Genomic DNA, 23,464 nt, shown 5'->3' with positions numbered 1-23,464 from the left:
CTTACGGCGTGCCGTAGTTGACGACACCGTTCGCGTTGTTGGCCTCCGGCGCGTTCCGGAACTCGACCGCCCTGTCCGGAGCCAGTGAGTTGACGAGGACGAACGTGCCGGCCCCGGCGAACGCGAGTCCGGCGACGATGGCGACGACGGCACCGATCACTGTGCGCACGCTTACTCCTCGACTGTCCGTGAGACCCCCGGCCGTCTGAATCTACCGGCTGGTAACAGCAGCCACAATAGGCCGGACGCGACGAGTGCCAGTGCGGCCAGATCGCCTGCCAGCACAGGCGAAACCGGTGCTCCGGCCGGTGGCGGCGCGACCGGTCCCGGCACCCGGTAGAGGGTCAGCCACGGCCCGGACCACACCTCCCGCAGACCGTCGAGCACGCGGGGGTCGACCGTGCCCGGAGTCCCGTGCTCCACCAGCACCCAGCCGATCCCCAGCGCACCGAGGTCGGCGTCGCGGGCCAGCGCCTCGCGCACCGCGGCGGCCCGACCGTCCTCTCCGGACACCGGCCTGCCGCCGACGTGCACGACGTCGTCGGTGACGACCGTCCTGGGCAGGAACCGGGGCGCCGGGTCGAGCTGGGTCCGGTCGTCGTTCCAGGCGAACCGCCGGAACGCCGACATCGGCAGGGACAGCACGTCGCCCGCGCCGCGGTCCGCCGCCAGCGCGGTCCGCACGGCGCTCCAGTCGGCCGGGTAGTCGACGGTGTCCAGGCGCCCCGCCCCCGCCCAGGCGAGGTCGGGCATCGTGACGAGCGGGAGCAGCGCGGCCAGCCACACGAGCGCGGTCCGGTCGGCCAGGTGCCTGCCCGCCGCCTCGACGCCGAGGGCGACCCCGAGCGCGAGCGGGAGCGCCCACCACGCGACCCACTTCTGCGAGTCCCGAAGCAGACCCGCGCCGGGTACGTGCGACACCGCCCACGCCAGCGCGTCACCACCGCCCGGCACCGTGCCGAACACCGCGACCGCGACACCGACCGCGCCGAGCAGGACGAACGACCGCGCGGGCGCCACGCCCCAGCGCGGCGCGAGCGAGCGCAGCCCCACCAGGGCCACCGCGACCGACAGCAGCGTGAGCACCGGGGCCAGCGGCATCGCCCGGCTGCCCGGCACGACCTCGGAGTTCCAGATCCCGCCGAGGCCGAGCACGCTCGTGACCGGCGTGCCCCAGCTCTCGGCCCTGGCGGCGAACGCCGCGGCGCCGTCCGGGCTCGACAGCGAGCCGCCGGGCCGCAGCACGGAGGGCAGCAGCCACGGCAGGTTCAGCACCACCGCGACCGGCGCGGTGACCGCGAGACGGCGGCGGCCCGAGCACACGACCGCGAGCACCGCGGCGATGATCCCGCCGGTCGGCGTCAGGACGGCGGGAGCGCAGACCAGGACCAGCCTCGCCAGGGCCTTGGGTTCGCCCCGGCGGACCGCGAGCCCGGCCGCCGCGATCCACGGCAGGCAGGCGTAGGCCACCAGGTACGGCCAGTGGCCCATGAAGAGCCGTTCCGCCTGGTAGGCGCTCCAGCCGTACCAGACCGCGGCGACGACCCGGATCGCGACCGACTCCGCGGGCACGAGCCTGCCCGCGCCGAGCGGACCCGCGAACAGGGCCGCCAGGAGCACGAGCTTCTGGACGACGTCACCGGGCAGCAGCGCGGTCGCGAACGACACCACCGCGTCCGCCGGGACCGACCGGGGCAGCGCCGAGCCGAGACCGAGGCCGTCGGGCAGGAGCGCCTGGTCCGGGGCGAACACCATGTCGTAGTTCAGGACGAAGCCGCGGCCGAGCAGCGGGGTGAGCACGAGCAGGGCGAGCGCGGCGGACACCGCGGGCAGGACCAGCCGCATCGCACCCGTCGCTTCTCCTCGGCGGCACCGGAACCGGGGCCGCGGGTTTAGGGTTCCCCGAGGACTACCCCGCGGTAACCCGAACTTAGGGGACGAAGCCGATGGCGGACACCCTTCCGGCCAGGACACGCCTCGACGCGGTCGTCGTCGCGGTCGCCTTCGGGGGCAGCAACGTCGCCAGCTACCTGCTCACGCTGATCGCCGCGCGGCTGCTCGCCCCGTCGGTCTTCGGCGAACTGGGCTCGCTGCTGGCGGTCCTCGCGATCGGCGCGGTGCCCGCGATGGGCTTGCAGACCGTGGTGGCCCTGCGGGTGGCGCGGGCACCCGAGCAGGACCGCGGGCCCCTGGTCACGCTGGGCCTGATGACCGGCGGCGCCGTCTTCGCCACCGCGCTGGCCGCCGCACCCGTGCTGGTGGTGCTGCTGCACCTGCCGGGGCCGTGGGCGGTGCTGCTGCTCGCCTGCGCCCTCGCGCCGATCACGCTCGTCGGCCTGTGCCACGGGATCCTCCAGGGCACCCAGCGGTTCCGGTCGATGGCCCGGCTGATCGCGACCGAGGCCGTCGGACGGGTCGGCGGCACGCTGGCGGGCCTGCTCCTGCTCCGCACGCCCGCCGGCGCGTTCGCAGGCACCCTCGCCGGGTCCGTCCTCGTCGCCTGCGCGGGCTGGCTGATCTGCGGCCGACCGGTGCCGGGACCGCGCGGCGCCGGGCACGTGCGCGACGTGCTGCACGCCGTGCAGGCGCTGCTGGCGCTGGTGCTGCTGGTGAACCTGGACCTGGTGCTGGCCCGGCACACCCTCCCCGCGGGCGCGGCGGGGGAGTACGCGGTGGGCTCGGTGATCACGAAGATCGCCTACTGGCTCCCGTACTCCATCGCCGTCGTCGTCCTGCCCAGGCTGGCCGACGCCACGGCCCGCCGCCGGATCGTGCCGATCGCGCTGGCGGTCTGCGCCGCCGCGGACGCGGTGGTCGTGCTGGGGTGCGCGCTGTTCGGCCGCACGGTCGTGTCGCTCGTCGGCGGTTCGGCCTACGCGGCGAGCAGCCTCCCGGTGTGGCCGTTCGCGCTGGTCGGTTCACTGCTGGCGCTCGTGCAGATCCTGCTGTACTCCAGGATCGCGGACGCCGACCGACGGACCACGTCACTGACGTGGCTGGCGGTCGGGTTCGAGGTCGTGCTGGTCCTCCTCTGGTGGCACGGGTCGGCCGTCCAGGTCGTCACCGGGGCCGTCACCGCCACCGCCCTGCTGGTGTGCCTCGGGGCCCTGGTCGAGTTCCGGTCGCGGGTCGAACCAGTCGAGGCAGGGTGAGACCGCCGCGGCCAGCGCGACGAGGATGGCCGCCTGCGTGGCCGTCCCGTACGCCCAGTCCTGCCCGTGGCCCTGCAAGCGCCCGACGACCGCGATCCCCGTGGCGGTCGCCATCCCGGCGACGACGATCCCGGCCGTGACGTTGAACCGCGCGCCGTACCGCTGGGCCACGGCGCGGGCGAGCAGGCTCGCGATCAGCAGCACGACCGGCAGCACGCCGCCGACGGCCGCGAGCAGCACGACCAGCGCCGCGGGCACCCACCGGCCGCCGCCGGGCGCAGTGGTGATCCGGACCCGCCCGCGCACCGGCACGAGCGCGACCAGCAGCAGGATCGCGACGGCCGCGGCACCGACCAGCAGCCGCTGCCGGTAGGTCGTGTCGGGCTCGAAGTCCAGCACCACGGTCGTCGCGCCACCGGCGGGCAGCACCCATGCCTGCTGCCACCCGTCGACCCTGGTGCGGTCCAGCGGCTTCCCGTCGACCTTCGCCACCCAGCCGTCGTTCGCGTTCTCCGGGACGCTGAGGACCGCGGCCGGTCCGGCGTCCACCCGCAGCTGCCGGTGGGCGACGTCCCACCGCTCGACGTCGATCGCGCGCCGTCCCGGCTCCGGCTGGTCGGCTCCGGCCGCGCTGGGCCGCAGCGTGAGGTCCTGCACCACGAAGGAGTCCGACCGGGCGGTGCTCACCTCGTGCTCCCGGCCGTCGAGGTCGACGCCCTCGACGAGGTCCCGGCACGTGCCCAGCGGCAGCGGCCGGTGCTGGAACACGTCCCGCAGCGTGCCGGACACCGTGGTGGCGTAGGAGGTTCCGTCGACGGTGACGGCCGGGCCCGAACCGCACGGCACGGTGAACGGGGTGTCCAGGGGGATCGGCCGCACCAGGTCGGGCGCGCCCGCGATCTCCACGTCGCTGATGCCCACCGGCCCCGGAACGCGGTCGGGCACGCCCTCGCTCCTCTGGACCGTGATGTCCAGCCGGTCCGTGGTGGCGGCGAACTCGACCGAGCCGTCGGAGAACACCGGCACGGTGCGGCTCAGCTCCGGGGTGGTGATCCGCACCTCGGTCGGGCGGGACGCGCCGGACAGCGCCGACGTGGTCAGCCGCAGCCCGGTCACGTCGCGGGCGCCGGACCACGCCAGGCGCAGCGTGGGTTCCTCGTCGGTGTAGTCGGCGATCCACGTCGTGGCGGGGTTGACGTCGACCGCGGCCAGCGGCGCGGCGGCCGGATCACCGGCCAGCTGGGTCGTGCTGGAGACGGTCACCCCCGCCGGGGTCACGGGGACCACACCGCCGACGGTCGGCAGGACCGTCCCGGCGAGGACGTAGTTCGCGTCGTCGCGGGTGCGGAACAGCCGGTGGACCCCGTCGGGCTCCTCGCCGCTCCTGGCCAACCCCACGTCGCACCGCTGGTCGCCGTCGGTGCCGGTGCAGGAGTAGCGCGGCTGGGCGCCGCGGCTGAACGCGAAGGTCGTCCGCTGCTCCGGACCGGGTTCGACGTCGGCGGGCACGCGCAGCGCCCGCTGGGCGGTCACCCCCGGCACCGACAGCTCGGCGATGCCGACGGAGCCGGTCGTCTGCTCGGCCGCCACCGACAGCACCGTGACCCGGACCCTGCTCGTGAGCCCCGGCGACACCGCGAACGCCTGCGGCGCGGCACCCCTGGCGACCTCGTGCTCGCGGGAACCGGAGTCGGTGGTGATCCTGATCCTGGTGACCGGCCAGCCGACGCGGATGTCGTCGACCACCCGCAGCGACACCTGGTCGACGACCCTCGGCGTGTCCAGCCCGACCTCCAGCCACTGCCCGGCCGGACCGTCCAGCGTGGAGGACTGCCAGGCGCTGTAGGGATCCCCGTCGATCGCCGCGAACGGCATGGACGACGGGTCGGAGGCCCGGACGGAGTCCGCGAACCCGGTCGAACTCGACGCCGTGACGCCGCGGATCCCGCGGTAGGCCGCGAAGGTCAGGTGCTCGGGGCCGGAGAACGGCAGGATGTCGGAGGCCGGTCGGTCCTGCCTCGGCCGCTCGTCGGGCGCGAGCGTCTGGCTCAGGTTGTCCCGCACCCGCCCGACGTTGCGCTCGCGGTGACGCAGGCCGTCGGTCACGAGCCAGTCCCGGCTCGCGGGCGCGCCGCCGTCGCCCGCCAGCACGGCGGGCCGATCGCCCCGCAGCACTCCGGAGTCGAGCAGCGGCAGCAGGGATTCCGGGCCACCGCTCACCGTCGCGAGGTCCTCGGCGTGCACGGCGACCGCGCGCGGCACCGCCCGCTCCACCTCGTAGACCTCCAGCGCGGGCGCCGGTGCGGCGTCGAGGTCGATCGCGCCCGCCACCGGCTGGTCGCGCGGCGCGACCTCGGGGCCGAACGTCGCCACGCGCTCGATCCCGGCGGAGCGGGCCAGCGCGTCCCGCACCACCGTGACCGGGGGCGCGCCCGTGGCGGGTCGGTCGATGTCGTTGCGCACCAGCAGGAACCGGTGCCCGGAGCGGGCGAGGAAGTCGGCGAGGCCCGGCGAGCCCCTGCCGTTGGCGAGCGCGTCCTCGACCGCGTCCATCAGCCGGGTGTTGCCCTCCGAGCCGAGCGGGATCTGGCTGCGCAGCGCCCACGGCGACCGGGCCAGCGCCTGCGCGGGCTCGTCGACCGTCCTGCCCCAGGTGTACTCGCCGAACCCGGTTCCGGGCAGCAGCAGGGTGCGGGCGTCCGGGTCGTTGTCGGCGAGCCACGTCATCGCCGAGCGCCAGTAGTCGGGGACGTCCTGCCACCCCGGTCCCGGCCGCAGCGTGAACGTCCACGCGGGCACGGCCGTCACGGCCACCAGCACGACACCGACGGCGAGCCGGGCCCGGCCCGCGAACGCCCGGCCCGCGGCGGCCGGGACCCGCACGCGCGACACGGCGTGCGCGAACGCGAGCACCAGGGGCAGCCGCAGGCCGGGTTCGAACTTGTGCACGTTGCGCAGCGGGGCCAGCGGCCCGTCCAGCAGCGCGCGGACGGTGTGGGACAGCGGGCTGTCGAGCTCCCCGACGTAGCCGATGGTCATCACGGTGACGCCCGCGACGACGCCGAGCGTCAGGAAGAGCCGTTCCGGCAGCCCTCGGCGGACCAGCCCGGCGAGGCCGACCGCGGCGACGAGCCCGGTGGCCAGCATCAGGACCGGGTTGTCGACCAGCACGAAGCCCGACGGCCACCACGGGCTGCCCTGCACGATGTAGGCCACCCACTGGTTGGTGCCGCGCAGGACCTGGAACAGCGACGTCGGCGCCGTGGTGTTGGCGGCCGACTCGACGTAGTCGACGAACGGGAGGCTGTACTCGCCGAGCAGCATCAACGGCAGCAGCCACCAGAGCACGGACGCGACCACGGCGCCGGACCACCAGAGCACGAGCCGCACGTGCCGCGCGGTCCACCGCCGGGTGAGCAGCCACAGTCCGGGCAGCAGCAGGACCGTGATCACCAGCGCGCCGTTCATCCCGCCGACGCCGAGGACCGCCAGTCCGGACAGCCCGGCCGCCCGGCGCGGTGACCCGATCCGGTCGGCCCGCACCAGGGGCAGCAGGATCCACGGCAGCATCACGGCCGCGACCATCTCCGCCGACAGCGGACCGATCTCGGTCAGCATCCTCGGCGCCAGCGCGTACGCGACGGCTCCCAGGTACTGCGCCGGGGCGCTGCCGACGCGCAGCGCCCGCGCGACCGCGAGCACCCCGCCGAACGCGGCGCACAGCAGCAGGGCGCACCACAGGCGCTGGGCGATCCACGGCGGCAGCCCGAGCAGCTGGCACAGCGCGAAGTACGGGCCCATCGGGAACAGGTAGCCGTAGGCCTGGTTCTGGAGTTCGCCGCCGCTGGCCGCCGGGTTCCACAGGTGCAGCGCGCGGCCGAGGAACGCCAGCGGGTCGACCACCAGGTCCAGCTTGGTGTCGAAGGTGGTGCGGCCGGGCCGTTGCAGGAACGACAGCAGCGTGAGACCCAGCACGATCCACGTCGTGGGACTGCGGAGCAGGCCCACGGCCACCCCGGCGCGCGTCACCTCTTGCGGACGACGTATCTCGTGGACCGCCAGTGGGTCGCGGGGACGTCCTCGGACACGCTGTCCACCACCTCACCGCCGTGCGCGGCGACCACGGCGCGGACCCGGTCCGGTGCCAGCGCGGTCATCCGCATCGGCGCCGGGTAGCGCAGCACGACCCGCTGCCCCCAGGCCACCAGCCGGTAGGGCGCGAACCGCCACACCACGCCGCGCGCTGTCCACAGAGGACTCGTCGTGCACTGGAGCACCGCCACGCCACCGGGGCGCAGCACGCGCAGGAACTCCGCCAGGTAGGCCTCGATGGCCGTGCGCGGCAGGTGTTGCAGCACCAGTTCGGTGTAGACCAGGTCGAAGTCGCCGTCGGGGAACCGGCGCAGGTCCGGCGTCTCGTTGTGGACGAACCGGCACTTCCCGCCGCTGCGGTCGAGCTCCTCGGCGGTGGCGAGCATCGGCGGTGAGACGTCCACGCCGACGACCTCGTCCGCGTGCTCGGCCAGCGCCTGCGACAGCCGTCCAGCGCCGCACCCGAAGTCCAGCACCCGCCGCCAGGTCACCGGCAGGTCGAGCCGGGCGAGCCACTCGCGGGCCACCGCCACGTCCCGCCTGCCCAGTTCGAGGAACTGGTCGACCTCCCACCGACCGCCGCGCTTGTCCGGCGCGACGTGCACCGCCCACAGGGGATCCGCTTCGCCTAGCCGGGTCCAGTCGCGGCGCACCTGGTCGAAGGTCATTCGCCGGAGTCTAGTGCCTGGCCGGCGGCCTGTGCCCCGTCTTCGGCGGCCGAAGGCGCGGCGGAGGTCGCCGGTCGAGGCACTGCGTCGGGTCATGTCCTGGGGGAACCTATCCGGACGTCCACCACGCACATCGGGTCGACCTCCGTACGGCGGTTGACCTCCAGCCGGTCGGAGCCGCCGTTCACGACGACGTACAGCACGTGCAGGCCCTCGGCGAAGTTCACCTCCTGCACGGACGTTCCCAGACCGAGCCGCACCGGGCCCGCGCTGGAGGTGTAGTACTCCACCCGCAGCAGCCGTCTGCCCTCCACCCTGCTGCTCAACGGAATCGTCACGACCTGGCCGCCCACCGGCCAGCCGCAGTCGGCGACCGGTCCCTTCCTGCCGATGACCGGGTCCCCGACGCCGGTGATCCGGTGCGGCGACCCGTCGTCGTCCAGCAGGAACATCTCCTCGGCGGGCTGGTCGAACTTCGGCCGCTGCGGGAGCAGGCCGACCACCCTGGACGCCTTGCCGTCCTCGACGAGCCACACCGACATGACCGCGTCGGGGACCTGCGTGTCGTAGAGCGCCATCGACGGGTTCGCCGCCAGCGCGGCCCGCGCGGTGCTGACGTACTGCGCCGACCTGGTGAACTGGAGACCGGGCGCGAGCCACAGGAAGCTGAACGTGGCGCTGATCCCGAGCACCGCCACCAGACCGAGCGCGGCGGATCGCCCGAGGCCGCCGGTGCGCTCGCCGGGGTCGAGGAACGCGAACGTCGCGCAGAGCACGGCGATCGGCACGGCGTCGGCGATGTAGCGGGGGTCGTTGCCGATCAGCGGTCCGATCTCGGGCAGCCTGGTCACGATCACCAGCCCCAGGTCGACCGCGAGGTACCCGGCCAGCATCAGCCACGCCAGTCCCGCGCGCCTCGGTGCCCCGACCAGCGCGACGACGAGCACCGCCACGGCCACCGCGGCCACGGCGAGGCGCAGCCACAGCGGTGACGTCGAGATGGTGGCACCGGCCGAGGGAGCGGTCCACGGGCCGCCGAACAGCCCCGGCAGGAACGTGTTCAGCACCGCGTTGCCGGTGAACTCCGCGATGAAGTCCGCCGACGGCAGGTCGTTCTTGACGCGGCTCGTGGTCAGGGCGACGAAGAGGACGGCGAACCCGGCCACGACGCCGCCGTGCGCGAACCACACCCACCTCGGGACCCGTTCGCCCAGCAGGAGCGTGAGCCCGAACAGCACGGCGACGACCAGCGCTGCCTTCTCGTAGAAGGCCATGCCCGCGACGATCCACAGCAGGGTCGGGACGACCTGCTTCGGCGCGCGGGTGCGCAGGTAGGTCAGGTGCGCGTTGATCGCGCCGAACACGGTCAGCAGCAACGGGAACAATTGCACGCCGTAGGCCCACCACAGCGTGGGGTAGAGGACCAGCGGGGAGAACGCGTACACCGCGAACGCCGGCAGCAGCGCCCAGCGCGACCCGAAGCACCGCGTCAGCACCCGCCAGAACAGCACGGACGCCACCGCCTGCACGACGAGCAGCGGGAGCACGGCGAACACGTGGCTCAGCGGCGCGACCGCGGTGACGAACCACGCCAGCAGGAACATGCCCGGCGCCAGGTGGCCGCTGTAGTCCTGGAAGAGGTAGTCGAGGTCGAACGGGCCGTGCGCCGCGGCCCGGTGCAGGATCACGAAGTCGTCGTGTCCGAAGTAGCCGGTGAGGGCCATCCACGCGTGCAGCGCGAACGGCACGACGCCGACCGCGACCGCGGCCAGGACGACGGGGCGCGGCCGGGCCAGGACGATCTGCGGTTCCTCGGTGGTCGTGGTGGTCACGTTTCCAGCAACCTCCCCATCGCGGCGTAGAACACGTCGACGATCTTGGTCGGGTCCGGGGTGGTGTAGGCGTCTCCACCGGTCGCCTGCGAGATCGTCCGCAGCTCGACCGGGTCGATGTCCGGGCCGATCCCGATCCCGATGACCTGGAGCGGTCGTTTCGGGTCCTGGAGCTCGGCCAGCCTGGCGAGCAGTTCCTCCTGCGTGATGCCCGAGGGGTCCTCGTTCTTGCCGTCGGTGAGCACCACGACCAGGTTGATCCGGCCGGGCTCCCAGTTCTCCCGCGCCGAGGTGTAGGCCGCCAGCACCGAGTCGTACAGGCCGGTGGCGCCGTTGGGGATCGCCCTGACCCGGCGGAGCTGGTCGAGCGAGCCGTCGGTCAGCTGCTCGCCCACCGGCCGCACGGGCAGCAGTTCCTGGTGGTCCCGTGCGCCGTCGAGGTTCGTGGAGAACCGCCACAGGCCGACCTTGGTGGTGGGCTTGAACAGCCTGATGCCCAACTCGGCGGCCTGGATGGTGAGCGTCATCCGGTTGGCGTCGGCCTCGGGAACGGCCTGCGCCATCGACCCGGACACGTCCAGCAGCACCTGCATCCGGGCGCTGCGGTTGACCGCCGCCCACTGGTTGAGCAACTGGTCGGGGTCGGCGGGCGGCGCGACCGGCCGCACCGCGGGGGCGGTGGTCCCCCCGAGCGGCAGGCCGTCGGGCGCGCGCAGCCCGGCCTCGGTGAACGGCCCCGCCGAGGACTGGTCGAGCAGGCGGCTCAGGAGTTGTTGCGCCGCATCGCGTTTCGCTTGGTCGGAGCCGGGAAGGACGACGTACGGGTAGTCCAGCGACGGCACGGCGGGATCGGCGTACACCCCGACCAGGCCGTGCTCGGCCAGGGCCGACTCCGGGGTCACGACGCCGTCCAGCCGCCGCGCGGGGTCGAACAGCTCGGCGGGCCGCTGGACGGTGTTCCTGGTGAGCTTGCGCAGCATCAGCGCGTAGGACGCGGCGGGGTCCGGGGCCGACGCGGTCAGCTCGCCGGTGCCGATCAACGCCGACAGACCGGTCGGGTCGACGGCCGGGTCGACGAACCCGAGCGCGGTCTCGCCGCTGAACACCTGCGCCCACGTCGGAGCCCGAGCGGGCCAGCCGAACTGCCGCGCGGCCGTCTCGGTCAGCCCCAGCACGACGGGGGAGGACGCGATCGACGGACCGGTGACGGGGATGTTCCACGCACCCCCGCGCTGGGCGCGCAGCAGCCACAGGGACGACTCGGGGATCCACACGTCCGGCTTGACGGCCGCGAGGGTCTCGACCGCTTCGGCGGACTCCCTCGACACCACCTCGACCCGGTAGCACGGGTCGCCGCCCTGCTCGGACACGCGGGCCACGGCCGGGGCGACGTCCGGCGCGGCGACGACGCTGAGCGCGGTGACCGCGTCGCAGTCCGACGCGGAGAGCCGGTCGTGCAGGTAGTCGAAACCGAACCACCCGGCGAGCGACAGCACGAGCAGGATGCTCAGGACCACCACCGGTGGGTCCGAACGCCGAGCCACAGCACCAACCCCCCGTCGCCGCTGACCGGTCGGGCCAGAGTAGGCGAAACCGCCCGGCAAACCGAGGGGTCGCCGGGCAGCCGTGTTCGATCCGTCACCCGCGGTCCGCCGCACGCCCGCCCACCGACGAGCGGGCCACGGGGAAGTCGAAGTAGGTGTCGGGGAACGGTTCGCCGCGCAGGGTGAAGTGCCACCACTCCTCGGCCAGGTTGGTGAAGCCCGCCGCGTCCATGGCGGTCACGAGCAGGTCGCGGTTCTGCCGCGCGACACCGGTGACCCGCGGGTCGGCGGTGTGGGAGAGGGTGTCGAAGCAGTCGTACCCCGTGCCCATGTCGACGGTGTTGTCCGGGAAGCGCTCGCCCACCGGCGCGTAGCAGGGCGTCAGGGGTTCGCCGGGCACGTACGGCCGCTGCGGGGCCGGGGGCAGCCGCACCAGCGTGACGTCGAGCGTGCTGCCGCGGCTGTGCCCGGAGCGCTCGGCGATGTAGCCGTCGAGGAACAGCCTGGTCTTGTCGACGCGCGGGTAGAACTCGGCCTTCGTCGTGGTGTCGTCGAGGTCCTCGGCCCAGCGCACGAAGTGGTCGACGGCCCGCTGCGGGCGGTAGCAGTCGTAGACCTTCAGGGTCAGGCCGAGCGGGCGCACCCGCCGCTGCACGGTCCGCAGCGCCTTCGCCGCCTGCTTCGTGAGCAGGCAGGTCGGTTCGAGGTAGCCGTCGATCGGGACACCGACGAAGTTGTGGGGTGTGGTGTAGCGGATCTCCTGCACGATCGTCGGGTCGATCGACCTGAGGGTGACGAACCCGGCCCGCCCGGTCTCCGCCGAGGCGGGAGCGGGGACGAGGACGAGGGTCAGCGCGGCCAGCAGGGCGGGCAGGGTTCGGGAACGGCGTCGCATCACGCCAGTGGTTCTACCGCGTGCGACCCGTTCGCGGAACCGCTGGGACGGCGGCTCCCACCGGACGGGTGCACCGGCGGTTCGGCCGTCGGGCCGTTCCGCGTCGCCCGCCCGGCTTGTAGCGTCGAGCGGGAACGAATCGCTTCAATTCGGGCTGCGCTGCCCAGCGGCGCCGCCGAGGCGCAGTACCCCGGTGAGCATCGGGGACGCGTTCACCGCGCACCTGATCAGCCCGGACGGCACGACGTGCGGCAGTGGGCGCCAGGTCGCCGGCATCGTGCCGCAGGCCTTCGGGCTGGTGCCGCCGGAGAACGTCCGCGCGACGCTCGACCACGTCTCGGCGTCCGTCGCCGCGGTCCGGTCGCGTCCGGCTGGCGCGGGACCGACCGCGAGTCCCGCCCGGAGGTGGCGGTGCCGGTCGGCACGACCGCGAGGGTGGAGGTGCCGCTCCAGGGCGACCACCGGCTCAGGGCCACCACGGGAGCCCGACTCGTGCGGGTCGACGACCGCACGGCCGTCCACGACGTGGGATCGGGCCGGTGGACGTTCCGCGTCCGGTGAGGTCGGGGGTGGTGCGCCACCGGGGCGCACCACCCCCGAACCCGTGTCAGCCCTGCGGCGACGTGATCACCGAGAACACCGAGCCCTGGCTCGCGACCCGCTCCCCGAGATCCGTCAGGATCGTGTCCAGGGGCGAGTAGTTGTTCAGCTCACCGGGAGCGCACGGACCGCTGCGCTCCTGCTGGCTGCCCTCCAGGATGCCCAGCCCCGCCCGGTCCACCTCGGTGAACAGCGGACCGCCGCTGTCCCCGGCGCGTGCGCACACGTCGGTGTTGATGCCGACGTCGGTGGACAGGACCTGGCCGCAGTGCGTGCCGGGCTGGTAGCCCGCGCCCGCCCCGCTGTCGACCTCGGCCGGGTGGTCGGCCGCGCTGGAGCCGGAGCCCGCCGCGCACACCACCCAACCGGGGATGATGTCGGCGAGCGGGTGCACCGTGGTGATCTGCTGGGTGGACGGGGTGTCGCACCCGCCCACCCCCTCGCACTTCAGCACGAGGTTGCGCTCCGAGTGCCCCTCCAGCCACTCCTGCGCGGTGGCGTCGTCCACGTAGGGGACGGCCGCGTAGTCGTAGGGGTAGGAGTTCTTCTCGATCCCGTGCTGCGCCACGACGTCGACCCCGTGGTGCTGGGTCGGGGTGTTGTTGGTCTTCGTCGCCATGCAGTGCCCGGCGGTCAGGACCCACGGCTTGCCCGCGAACCCACCACCGGAGGACCGCACGTTGTACCCGACCGTGCACCCGCCCCAGGTTCCGTTGTCCCGCTTCAGGTTCAACCGGATACCACCGCGCATCGGGCCCTGGTCCAGGCACGACAGCGGGTGGCACTGGTCGGGGTCGACCACCTGGGCGGCCAACGGCTTCGGCTCGACGAGCGTGCGCGCCACGACCACACCGGGGTCGGCGGCGACCGCACGACGGGCGGCGTCCGCCTCGGCCGCGGCCGAGGCACCCGCCCGCGCGGGCGAGTCCAGGCGCGTCGTGTCCTGGGCCACCCACTCCCGTTCCCACAGCACCACGCGGTTCTCCGCCTGGCTGATCGCGGGCAGGTACGCCGAGAGCGGCCCGGCGTCGACCTCCTGGGCGACCCGGTCGCGCGCCGCGGTCAGATCGGCGAGGGAGTGCTCCACCCGCTCGGTCGTCACGTGCGCGCGGTCGGCCACGTCGGCCAGGGCACCGGTGGCGGCCGAGGGGTCCTTGAACGACACCCTGAGCACGCCACCGCCGTCCTGGTCGATCCGCATCCCGGCGTAGTTGTCGGGAAAGGCCGTCTTGAACAGCTTGTCCAGGTGCGACGAGACCCGCTGGAGGTCGAGCCGCCGGAGCGCCTCCGCCTGGCTCACGCCGTACCGGTCCACCAGGTACGCGATGGACCCGCGCACCGAATCGGCGGCGACCCCCGGCTGCTGAGCCGTCGCCACCCCCGTCGTGCCTGCGGCGAGCGCGACCACCGCGGAGATGGTGATCGCTGTTTTCCCCGCACTCCGCATGAACGTCCTTTCCGTCCTCGCCGAAGAGCCCTGTCCGCGAGCGGAACCGGATGAACCGAGGAACGAGCACGCATCCGATTCATCACCACTCGCGTGTTCGTGCTCTTCGGTTCCTGTCGAACTCGGCCCGCCGCCCTCCACATGAGACTCCACACCCTGTTCACCGTGCTCGGGTGGGCGGGGGACGGCTGACCGGATGATTCACCAAGCGTCCCGATCTGGCAAGCGTTCCCGGCGGTGAACGGGCGTGGCACGCGAACGTGGCGAATGTGCGTCACATCCCGTCGGCGCACGGTGGTCCTCCCGGCTCCTCCGAGTCGCCGCGGGAGGAACCCGACCCGCCCGACTTCTTCCGGGCGCGCTGGCTCCGGGCCGACCGGACCAGTCGGTCGGCGAACGCCACGACGAGGTCGCGGAGCTCGGCGGGCCGTTCGACGACGAACGGCAGGTCCAGCGACGCCAGCGCGGCGGGCAGCCAGTCGAGCCGTTCGGCGCGCAGTTCGACGAGGGACCACGACCCCGCGCCGCCGGGGGACTCCGTCACGACCGCGACGCTCGCCGGGAGGCGGGCGTGGACCTGCGCGGCGGTCCCCCGGACCCGCACGGTCACCTCGTACCGGTACGCGGCGGTCGCGAGGCTCGTCAGGAGGCGCCGCGCCGGGTCCGGCCCGTCGGGCGGGTCGAACGAGCCCGGCAGGGTCGTCGCGCCCGTGATGCGGTCCAGCCGGAACGTCCGGTCCTCGCCGGTCCCCGGCACGGCACCCGTCACGTACCACCTGCCCGCGTGGGCGACGAGCCCGTGCGGGTGCAGCACGCGTTCGCTGCGCCCGCCGTCGGCGGCGGTGTACCGGATCGACACCGGGCGGTGGTGGCTCACCGCGTCGGCGATCGGCAGCAGGACCGCGGCGTCCGGGGCGGGGTGCTCGTCCGCCGGAGCGGTGAAGGCGAGCGAGCCCAGCACGGCGTCGAGCCTGCGGCCCAGCCGTTCGGGCAGCACGCGGCGGACCTTGGCCGCCGCCGTCTCGCTCGCCGTGCCCGCGGCCGTCGTCAGACCCGCCCGGCGGCCCGCGACCAGGCCGAGCAGCACGGCGAGCGCTTCCTCGTCGCTCAGCATCAGCGGGGGCATCCGGTAGCCCGGCGCGAGCCGGTAGCCGCCGTAGCGACCGCGCACCGACTCGACCGGCACGTCCAGGTCGGTGAGGTGCTGGGCGTACCGCCTCACCGTGCGCTCGTCCACACCGAGCCGGTCGGCGAGTTCGGCCACGGTCCGGAGCCCTCCCGACTGGAGGAGTTCCAGCAGGGCGAGCACGCGGGACACGGGTCGGGTCACCCCCGGAATCCTCCCAGCCGTACCGGGCGGGTTTCGCCCGGTATCCGCTCTAGCGTGCCGGGTGCGACCACTACCGAGGGAGATCCCGTGAACTTCGTGTCCATCCGCGTCATCACCGACGACGTCGCCCGCCTCGTCACCTTCTACGAGCGCGTGACCGGCGTGCGGGCCGACCGGGCCACCGAGGACTTCGCCGAGCTGAGGACCGCCTCGGCCACGCTCGCCATCGCGAGCACCCGCACCGTGCCGCTGTTCGCACCCGGTTCCGCCCGGCCCGCCGACAACCGCAGCGTCGTCGTCGAGTTCCTCGTCGACGACGTGGACGCCGTGCACCGGAACCTGGTCGACGTCGTGGGGGAGTTCGTCACCGAACCCACCACGATGCCCTGGGGCAACCGCGCGCTGCTGTTCCGCGACCCCGACGGCAACCTGGTGAACTTCTTCACGCCCGTCACCCCGGCGGCCGTCGAGAAGTTCTCCGGTGTGGGGCGGGCGGCCTCGTGAGAGGCCACCGAGCGCCCGCTCCCGGCCGTGCGGGGGCTCGGGAGGGGCGGTTCGAGCGGTAGCGCGGTGACCGCGCCCCTGGAGGAGCGCGGTCACCGCACCGGGTTCACCGCACGCAGGTGAAGCTCGACGCGCTGTTCGGGTCGCCCGCGCGGTAGCGGGGCCAGGCCGGGTACTCGCAGAGCGGCCGGGTGCGCCGGTCGTGGTTCGCGTCGACCACGACCGGGTTCGCAGGCGGCTGCCCCCGGTCGACCCAGCGCTCCAGAGCCGAGAGGGAGTCCCAGTTCGCGGCGAACGCCGGCGCGCCGACGTTCGCGTGGTTGGCCCCCGGCACGAGGTAGTACCGCAGGGTCCGGTCGGTCGCGACGGGGCCCAGCAGGTCCCGCACCCGCTGGTAGTAGTCGTTCGTCGACCGGTGGGACACCAGTTCGTCCGCGGCGCCGTGGAGCAGGATCAGCTTGCCGCCCGCGCGGGCGAACGGGCGCAGGTCCACGTCGTTGCGGTCCTGGACGGTGGACAGGTGGCTGATCCGGGCGAGCCACTCGCCGGGGTCGCGGGGATCGACGGCGAGCGAGTCGTGGCCGGGGTCCCGCGTGAGGAAGTGCTTGACCCACTGCTCCCAGTACTGCATCCCGTAGCCGCTCGTCACGGGCATGGGGTTGGCGGGCGCGGTGGTGCCGAACCCGAGGAACGGGGTCCGCATGTCCGCTCCCGAGAGGAACGGGAAGCCGGGGTAGTGCGTCTCGCCGCCGGCGATCCGGTACGGCCACCGGAACGGCGTCGACATCGCGGTCACGGCCCCGACCTGGGCGTCCGACAGGCACGTCGGGCCCGTGTCGAGCCCGTCGGGGCAGCGCAGCGCGCGGGGGTCGAAGTGGCAACCCCGCTGGTTGGAGACGACGCCGTCCTCCACGCCGTCCGAGCCGTCGCACGCGTCGACGACGCTGTCGTACAGCAGCTTCTGCTTCTCGGGACCGGGGAAGGCGCCGGGCCGGGACAGCACCTGCGTCAGGTACCCCAGGTAGAGGACCTCGCTGAGGTTGTTCCAGGCCGGGTAGGCGGAGATCACGCCGTCGAACGCGTGCGGCCACCGGCGGGCGACCTCCAGCGCCTCGCGGCCACCCGTGGAGCCCCCCGCGAAGAACACCTCGACCGGGGCGGAGGCGTAGGCGTGCCGGATGATGAACAGGCTCGCGTCGTGGGTCTTCTTCAGCGCGTCACCGGCGGCGAAGTTCCTCAGCGCCTCGTCGTTCACGCCGAACGACCCGTCGAGCGAGGGGACGGCCGTCGGGCTCTGCTGGTGCCCCGAGTCGCTGGCGAACGTCGCGTACCGCCGGGCCAGGGGCGCGGGCCGGTCGGCCGGGCCGAAGGGCACGGTCATCGTCAGGTCGGGAACGGTGCCGTTGTAGCCGCCGCCGCCGAACATCAGCGCCCTGCGGTTCCAGTCGCGGGGGAGGGCGACCCGCGCCTTGATGGCGGGCGCGGCCGGGTCGACGGGGAGGATGTCGGCGTCGACCTGGCAGTACTCGATCGTCTCGCCGCTGACCACGGCGGTCCTGGTCACGGCCGACCGGACGACGCCCCCGCTGGTCGGCAGGCTCATCACCGACGCCGGGATCCCCAACCCGGCCAGCCCGGCGCACGCGGGCACCGCGGTCGGGGCCACCGCGGCGGCGGGGGCGACGTGGGCGGCGGTCGCCACCAGGACCGCGGCCGCCAGCACGGCGAGCCGACGGGTCCCGGTGCGCGGCGGTGCGGATGTGCTGATCACGCCGGTGTCCTCCTGGGTCTTCAGCGGTAGAGGTGGGTGCCGGGGATGGCGGTCGGGTCCGCGCGGACCTCGGCCGTGTTCGTCTCGGGCAGGAACCACGCGCTGGCGAAGGTGATCAGCCCCATGGCCGCGATGTAGGCGGCGACCGACGCGGTGCTCCCGGTCTTCGCGATGAGCGCCGTCATGAGGAACGGCGTGCCGCCGCTGACGATGATCGCGGAGAGCTGGTAGGACAGCGACGCCCCGGAGTAGCGGACGTTGGGCGCGAACAGCTCACCGAGGTAGGCCGCCATCGGGCCGTAGGTGAGGCACTGGAGCACGAAGCCCACCACCACGGCCACGAAGATCAGCGGCAGCGACGCCGTGTCCACCAGCCCGAAGTACGGGAAGGCCCAGAGCGCGACGCCCAGTCCGCCGATCAGGATCAGCGGCCTGCGGCCCACCCTGTCCGAGAGGTGGCCGGACCAGGGGATGACCACGACCATCGCCACGGAACTGAGCAGCACCACCGCGAGCAGGGCGTTGCGCTGGAGCCCCAGGGAGTTCGTGCCGTAGCTCAGGAGCCCGGCGATGCTGACGTAGAAGAGGCTGTTGGTGGCCGAGAGGAGCCCGCAGCCGAGGAGGATGGTCCGCCACTTGCTCCGGACGACCTTCGCGAGCGGAGCGCGGACCACGGCGGCCTTGGGCGTGGACACCTGCCGCTGCAACTCGCGGAACTCCGGCGTGTCCTCCACCCTGGTCTGGATGTAGAGCACCACCGCGAACATCACGACGCTGACCAGGAACGGGATGCGCCAGCCCCAGCTGAGGAACGCGTCGTTCGGCATCAGGCCGCTGGCCGCGACGAAGATCAGGTTCGAGATGATCACGGCGACGGGAACGCTGGTCTGCCCGAACGTCCCGGCGAAGCCGCGCCGCTTGGGGCTGGCGGACTCGGTGAGCAGGAGCATGATCCCGCCCCACTGGCCGCCCGCCGCGAGCCCCTGGAGGAAGCGCAGCGTGACCAGCAGCGTCGGGGCCAGCGCGCCGACCGACGCCGCGCTGGGCAGGCAGCCGATCAGGAACGTCGCGGCCCCCATGAGCGCCAGGCACGCCACGACGACCGGTTTGCGCCCGTACTTGTCGCCGAAGTGCCCGGCGAGCACCCCGCCGATCGGCCGCGCCACGAAGCCCGCCCAGAAGGTGCTGAAGGCGAGCAGGGTCCCCGTCAGCGCCGAGGAGTTCGGGAAGAACACGCGGGGGAACACCAGCGCGGCCGCGGTGCCGTAGAGGAAGAAGTCGTACCACTCGATCGAGCTGCCGACGAGCCCCGCGGTCAGCAGCTTGCGGAACGCTCGGCTTCGGGTCGCGGGCACGGCGCCGCCGAGGCTGCCGGACTCTTCTTCGGGTTGCGTGAGCGGGGTCGCCATACATGCCGCCTTCGTCGAGAGCACAGGCAGGTGATGACGGTCATGTTAGGGCGCGGTTACGCTGTGGATGAGGTACGCATCACACACGTCTCGTGCCGATCGGTGGGTCTTTCCTCCACCCGACGTCGAAGGAGGGCGGCACCGTGGCCGAAGATCCCGACGGTGAGGTGGAGTCGCGCGCCCTCGTGCGCCGCCAGCGCGAACTGGCGTCGCTGTACGCGACCGCCAAGTCCCTGACCGCGCTGGGCGAGCTGGACGACGTGCTCCAGTCGATCGTCCACCACGCCCACGAGCTGATCGGCACGGACTTCACCTACCTCTCGCTGGTCGGCGCGGACGGCAAGCTGTCGGCCAGGGCGTCGGAGGGCACGATCTCCGCCTCCTTCCTCACGGCGTGCATCCCGGTCGGCGTGGGGCTCGGCGGCAAGGTGCTGGCGTCGCGGAGCCCGCACTGGGTGCGCGACTACGCCGCCTCGACGCTCATCGACCACGACCCGAACTTCGACCGCCTCGTCACCACGGAGGCGCTCGTCGCGCTCCTCGGTGTGCCGCTGGTGATCCGGGGCGAGGCGGTGGGCGCGCTGTTCGCCGCCGACCGCTCGGAGCGGTCCTTCCAGCCCGGTGAGATCGCGCTGCTGAGCGCGTTCGCCGACCACGCCGCCGTCGCGCTCGACAACGCCCGCCTCTACGAGGAGAGCCGGGACGCCCTGCGGGAGCTGAGGGTCGCCTACCGGCGGATCGAGGAGCACGTGGCCGTCGTGGAGCGGGCGCAGGCGATCCACGAGGCGCTGACCGGTGCCGTGCTGGGCGGCGGGTCACCGGGGGACGTCGCGCAGCTCCTCGCCGACCAGCTCGGCGGGAGCGTCACGCTCCTCGACCGCGGCGGTGCGCCCGACCTCCGCCGGGATTCGGCGTCGAGCCCGTGCGGCGCCCCGGCCGAGGGCGACCTCGCGGACGCCGTCGAGAGGGCGCGCCGCTCGGGCCGCTGCACCACCTCGATCGACGCCGACGGGATCGCCCGCAGCGTCGCCGCGATCCAGGCGGGCGACAGCCACCTCGGCGCGCTGGCGTGGAGCCGGGAGTCGGCCCCGGACGACGTGGACCTGCGCACCCTCGAACGGGCCACCCACATCCTGGGGCTGCTCATCCTCAAGGAGCAGGCCGTCGCCGAGGCCAGCGAACGGCTGAGCGGCGAACTCCTGACCGAACTGATGGTCGGCAGCCCAGGGATCAGCCCCGCCCAGCGCGTCCGCACCAGGGCCCGCGGCATCGACGCCGACCGCCTGGACCTGGTCCTCGTGGCGGACTCGCCCACGCTGTCGTCCACCGACCTCTCGCGCCACCTGCACGACATCGCCCGCGAGCGCGCGGGCTTGGCGGGCGAGCACCTGGGCAGGGCGACGATGATCCTGCACAGCGCCGACGACGACCGGACCGTCCAGGAGGTCCACCAGCGCCTGCGCCGCACCTCGGGCGCCCCCGTCGTGGTCGTGGGGGAGCGGGCCGTTCACCACGACTGGGCGCGCGCGTTCGCCCTGGCGGGCCGCTGCGGGGCCGTCGCGCGGGCGCTCGGCCACACCGACCTGGGCACCACCACGGGCCGGTACGCCCTGTACGCCACGGTCTTCGACCCCGAACGGGTCCACGAACTCGACCGCTTCCTCGCCGACTCCATCGGCCCGCTCCTGGACCACGACCAGCGGCGCGGCTCGAACCTCGTGGACACCCTCGGTGCGTTCTACCTGCACCGAGCGAACGTCGCGGCGACGGCCAGGGCGTTGCACCTGCACGTGAACACGTTGATCAAGCGGTTGGACCGTGCGGGCGTGGTTCTCGGTGTGGATTGGCGCCAGGACAACGACCTGGAACTGCGGCTCGGGTTGAGGTTGCACCAGTTGAGGGTGGCTGCGGCTGGGTCGGCCTGAGCCGTGCGGTTCAGGCGATGCGGGCGGAGTCGCGCAGGGTGGTCTTCGACAGCTTGCCGGTGCCCGTCTTGGGCAGCGAGTCGAGGAAGACGAACTCGTCGGGCAGCCACCACTTCGCGACCATCGGCGTGATGTGCCGCAGGAGATCCTCGGCCGTGGTGGTGCTGCCGTCGCGCACGACGACGTAGGCGACGGGCCGCTCCACCCACCGCGGGTCGGGGCGGGCGACCACCGCCACCTCGACGACGTCGGGGTGCGAGACGATGGCGGCCTCCAACTCCACCGAGGAGATCCACTCGCCCCCGGACTTGATCAGGTCCTTGATCCGGTCCACGAGCCGCAGGTAGCCCTCGGCGTCGAGGGTGGCCAGGTCGCCGGTGCGCAGCCAGCCGTCGGCGGTGAAGCTCTCGGCGGCGTCCACCCGGAAGTAGCCGCCCGCCACCCACGGGCCCGCCACCTGGAGTTCGCCGACGGCGCGGCCGTCGCGGGGCAGTTCCCGGCCGGTCTCGACGTCGACCACCCGCACGTTCACCAGCGGCAGGGGCTGGCCCTGGGCGGCCCGCACGGCCACCCGCTCGTCCTCGGTGGCGTCCCGGTGCCGGGTGCGGGTGCCGCCGATGGTCCCGACCGGGCTGATCTCCGTCATCCCCCAGGAGTGGGTGATCGGCACCCCGATCACCGCGCGGTAGGTCTCCGACAGCGCGGGGGCGATGGCGGAGCCGCCGCCCAGCAGGAACCGCGTCGCGCTCAGGTCGTAGGACGGCAGCTCCGGCACCAGGCTCGTCCACACCGTCGGGACGGCGCCCGCGACCGTCACCCGCTCGGCCTCCATCAGCCGCAGCAGGTGGGCGGGCTCGGCGGACGCGCCGGGCAGGACCAGCGACGCGCCCGCCATGATCGCGCCGTAGGGCAGGCCCCAGGCGTTGGCGTGGAACATGGGCACGATCGGCATCACCACGTCGCTCTCGCAGATGCCGATGAGACCGGCCGCGAGCGTCCCGAGGCAGTGCAGGACCGTCGACCGGTGGCTGTACAGCACACCCTTGGGCGGTCCGGTCGTCCCGGAGGTGTAGCACAGCCCGGAGGCCAGGTTCTCGTCCGCGAGCGTGAACGCGTCCTCGAACGAGCCCGTGAACGGGGCGCTGGACACCAGCTCGTCGTAGTCCAGGACCCTGGGGTCCACCGGGATCGCCTCGTCGCTGCCGTCGGGCAGCACCACCCAGTACCGCACCCGCGGCAACCGGTCGGCGCTCGGCCAGATCCGCGGGAGCAGGGCGCGGTCGACGAACACCACGTCGTCCTCGGCGTGGTCGGCGATGTACTCCAGGTGCTCCGCCGAGAGCCGGATGTTGATCGAGTGCAGCACCCGCTTGGTGGCGGGCACGGCGAGGTACAGCTCCAGGTGGCGCCTGCTGTTGCTCGCGAACGTGCCGACGCGGGCCCCGACCGGGACGTCGAGGTGGTCCAGCGCGGTGGCCAGGCGCCGGGTGTGGTCGGCCACCTCGGCGTACGTGAGCCGCTCGACGTCCGCCGTCGTGACGAGCTTGTGCGCGTGGAGCCGCTCGGCGCGCTCCAGGACGTGCGCGATGGTGAGCGGCCGCGGCTGCATCAGCCCGTTCACGACGGTGGACTGATCGGGCATGGGCGGTTCTCCTTCGGTACGACGGGGCGGGCGCCCTCTCGACGCGGTGTCGAGCCGGCTGCCGCTAGTCACCATAAATGCGATGCTGGAAGGGAAAGAGGTGGGAAACTGCCACTCATCCGCCTGGTTCGGCGGCGGTTCCCCACACCTCGCGACGGCGGAGCGCGCCCGATATTCGATCGCTGCGACCCGTCCTCCTGCGGCACCATGAAAAGACGCTGAGGTGCTCCCGGAGGGAGTCGGATGGACGCGCCAGGGGCGGGCGAACCCGTCCGCGAGAACGCGGTTCTGCTCGCCCTGCGCCTGTACGGCAGGGAGTTGCGGCGCCACGGGTTCCTCTCCGCGGGCGCCCTCGTCTCGCCGGCGCTGGGCGTCACGTGCCAGCTCTACCTCGCGCCGCTGGCGGTGGGCGCCCTCGTCGGGCACCTCGCGGGCGGTGGGGACACCCGCCTCGGAGCGGTGCTGCCGTACGTGCTGGCCTTCGGCGGCCTCATGCTGCTCTCGGAGGTGTTGTGGCGCATCGGCTTCCACTGCCTCAACCGCGTGGACGGGCGCGGGATCGAGAACCTGTCGGCGTTCGCGGTGGACGAGCTGCTGGGCAAGGACGCGGCGTTCTTCCACGACAACTTCGCCGGGTCGCTCACGAAGCGGTT

The 23,464-nt window shown here is 73.3% G+C and carries 15 protein-coding genes and 2 pseudogenes; 5 read left to right on the top strand and 12 right to left on the bottom strand.

Going from position 1 to position 23,464, the window contains the following annotated elements; genetic code table 11:
- Position 1: 1 nt before the first annotated feature.
- Both AC156L_RS38860 and AC156L_RS38855 read right to left on the bottom strand, forming a co-directional pair.
- Positions 2 to 169, bottom strand: coding sequence for a hypothetical protein (locus AC156L_RS38860; RefSeq protein WP_330876106.1), 168 nt, complete (start codon positions 167 to 169; stop codon positions 2 to 4).
- A 2-nt stretch (positions 170 to 171) separates the two neighbouring features.
- Positions 172 to 1,845 carry an MmpA family trehalose lipid delivery protein gene (locus AC156L_RS38855; protein ID WP_330876105.1) on the bottom strand — a complete coding sequence of 558 codons (1,674 nt, stop codon included), beginning with the start codon at positions 1,843 to 1,845 and terminating at the stop codon, positions 172 to 174.
- 101 nt (positions 1,846 to 1,946) lie between these two features.
- Between AC156L_RS38855 and AC156L_RS38850 the strand changes: the two genes are divergently transcribed.
- Positions 1,947 to 3,152, top strand: coding sequence for a lipopolysaccharide biosynthesis protein (locus AC156L_RS38850; RefSeq protein WP_414719886.1), 1,206 nt, complete (start codon positions 1,947 to 1,949; stop codon positions 3,150 to 3,152).
- A gap of 900 nt (positions 3,153 to 4,052) precedes the next feature.
- Here the strand turns inward: AC156L_RS38850 and AC156L_RS38845 are convergent.
- From AC156L_RS38845 to AC156L_RS38825, 5 genes and pseudogenes are all read right to left on the bottom strand, one after another.
- Positions 4,053 to 7,127: pseudogene (locus AC156L_RS38845) on the bottom strand (alpha-(1->3)-arabinofuranosyltransferase); the annotation flags it as partial.
- A gap of 50 nt (positions 7,128 to 7,177) precedes the next feature.
- A complete protein-coding gene (locus AC156L_RS38840) occupies positions 7,178 to 7,912 on the bottom strand; it encodes a class I SAM-dependent methyltransferase (protein WP_330876103.1) in 735 nt (244 codons plus the stop codon).
- A gap of 92 nt (positions 7,913 to 8,004) precedes the next feature.
- The gene (locus AC156L_RS38835) at positions 8,005 to 9,744 is read right to left on the bottom strand and encodes a hypothetical protein (protein WP_330876102.1); all 1,740 of its coding nucleotides are present in this window, start codon (positions 9,742 to 9,744) and stop codon (positions 8,005 to 8,007) included.
- Positions 9,741 to 11,261, bottom strand: coding sequence for a substrate-binding domain-containing protein (locus tag AC156L_RS38830; protein ID WP_330876101.1), 1,521 nt, complete (start codon positions 11,259 to 11,261; stop codon positions 9,741 to 9,743). The genes AC156L_RS38835 and AC156L_RS38830 overlap by 4 nt, the downstream gene beginning before the upstream one ends.
- A 121-nt stretch (positions 11,262 to 11,382) precedes the next feature.
- On the bottom strand, positions 11,383 to 12,183 hold the full coding sequence (locus AC156L_RS38825) for a M15 family metallopeptidase (RefSeq protein WP_330876150.1): 801 nt from the start codon (positions 12,181 to 12,183) through the stop codon (positions 11,383 to 11,385).
- Between the two features lie 411 nt (positions 12,184 to 12,594).
- On the opposite strand from AC156L_RS38825, the gene AC156L_RS38820 reads away from it, so the two are divergent.
- Entirely contained in the window at positions 12,595 to 12,744 is a 150-nt protein-coding gene (locus AC156L_RS38820; protein ID WP_330876100.1) for a hypothetical protein, read from the top strand.
- Between the two features lie 46 nt (positions 12,745 to 12,790).
- On the opposite strand, the gene AC156L_RS38815 is transcribed toward AC156L_RS38820, so the two are convergent.
- Positions 12,791 to 14,230, bottom strand: a complete 1,440-nt coding sequence (locus AC156L_RS38815) for a trypsin-like serine protease (RefSeq protein ID WP_330876099.1) — start codon at positions 14,228 to 14,230, stop codon at positions 12,791 to 12,793.
- Between the two features lie 274 nt (positions 14,231 to 14,504).
- Complete coding sequence (locus AC156L_RS38810; RefSeq protein WP_330876098.1) at positions 14,505 to 15,560, bottom strand: helix-turn-helix transcriptional regulator; 1,056 nt, start codon at positions 15,558 to 15,560, stop codon at positions 14,505 to 14,507.
- A gap of 87 nt (positions 15,561 to 15,647) precedes the next feature.
- On the opposite strand from AC156L_RS38810, the gene AC156L_RS38805 reads away from it, so the two are divergent.
- Positions 15,648 to 16,064, top strand: coding sequence for a VOC family protein (locus tag AC156L_RS38805; RefSeq protein ID WP_330876097.1), 417 nt, complete (start codon positions 15,648 to 15,650; stop codon positions 16,062 to 16,064).
- Positions 16,065 to 16,170: 106 nt separating this feature from the next.
- On the opposite strand, the gene AC156L_RS38800 is transcribed toward AC156L_RS38805, so the two are convergent.
- Together AC156L_RS38800 and AC156L_RS38795 are read right to left on the bottom strand one after the other, a co-directional pair.
- The gene (locus AC156L_RS38800) at positions 16,171 to 17,667 is read right to left on the bottom strand and encodes a tannase/feruloyl esterase family alpha/beta hydrolase (RefSeq protein WP_330876149.1); all 1,497 of its coding nucleotides are present in this window, start codon (positions 17,665 to 17,667) and stop codon (positions 16,171 to 16,173) included.
- Positions 17,668 to 17,855: 188 nt separating this feature from the next.
- Positions 17,856 to 19,244: an MFS transporter gene (locus AC156L_RS38795; RefSeq protein ID WP_330876096.1), complete on the bottom strand. Its 1,389-nt coding sequence runs from the start codon at positions 19,242 to 19,244 to the stop codon at positions 17,856 to 17,858.
- 143 nt (positions 19,245 to 19,387) lie between these two features.
- Here AC156L_RS38795 and AC156L_RS38790 point away from each other — a divergent pair, with 143 nt between their 5' ends.
- Positions 19,388 to 21,169, top strand: coding sequence for a helix-turn-helix domain-containing protein (locus AC156L_RS38790; protein WP_330876095.1), 1,782 nt, complete (start codon positions 19,388 to 19,390; stop codon positions 21,167 to 21,169).
- A gap of 10 nt (positions 21,170 to 21,179) precedes the next feature.
- Here the strand turns inward: AC156L_RS38790 and AC156L_RS38785 are convergent, their stop codons facing one another.
- Positions 21,180 to 22,811, bottom strand: coding sequence for a long-chain fatty acid--CoA ligase (locus AC156L_RS38785; protein WP_330876094.1), 1,632 nt, complete (start codon positions 22,809 to 22,811; stop codon positions 21,180 to 21,182).
- A gap of 243 nt (positions 22,812 to 23,054) precedes the next feature.
- On the opposite strand from AC156L_RS38785, the pseudogene AC156L_RS38780 reads away from it, so the two are divergent.
- A pseudogene (locus tag AC156L_RS38780) lies at positions 23,055 to 23,464 on the top strand (ABC transporter ATP-binding protein); the annotation flags it as partial.

It is taken from the genome of Umezawaea sp., from assembly GCF_057122925.1.
Note: the sequence above shows the minus strand (reverse complement) of the source record. Positions and strands in the feature narration are given on the sequence as shown.

What these genes read in the sequence shown, in the direction of transcription:
- AC156L_RS38855 (WP_330876105.1), bottom strand. Translation starts at nt 1,845, where the DNA reads ATGCGGCTGGTCCTGCCCGCGGTGTCCGCCGCGCTCGCCCTGCTCGTG.
- AC156L_RS38850 (WP_414719886.1), top strand. Translation starts at nt 1,947, where the DNA reads ATGGCGGACACCCTTCCGGCCAGGACACGCCTCGACGCGGTCGTCGTC.
- AC156L_RS38840 (WP_330876103.1), bottom strand. Translation starts at nt 7,912, where the DNA reads ATGACCTTCGACCAGGTGCGCCGCGACTGGACCCGGCTAGGCGAAGCG.
- AC156L_RS38825 (WP_330876150.1), bottom strand. Translation starts at nt 12,183, where the DNA reads ATGCGACGCCGTTCCCGAACCCTGCCCGCCCTGCTGGCCGCGCTGACC.
- AC156L_RS38815 (WP_330876099.1), bottom strand. Translation starts at nt 14,230, where the DNA reads ATGCGGAGTGCGGGGAAAACAGCGATCACCATCTCCGCGGTGGTCGCG.
- AC156L_RS38800 (WP_330876149.1), bottom strand. Translation starts at nt 17,667, where the DNA reads ATGAGCCTGCCGACCAGCGGGGGCGTCGTCCGGTCGGCCGTGACCAGG.
- AC156L_RS38795 (WP_330876096.1), bottom strand. Translation starts at nt 19,244, where the DNA reads ATGGCGACCCCGCTCACGCAACCCGAAGAAGAGTCCGGCAGCCTCGGC.
- AC156L_RS38785 (WP_330876094.1), bottom strand. Translation starts at nt 22,811, where the DNA reads ATGCCCGATCAGTCCACCGTCGTGAACGGGCTGATGCAGCCGCGGCCG.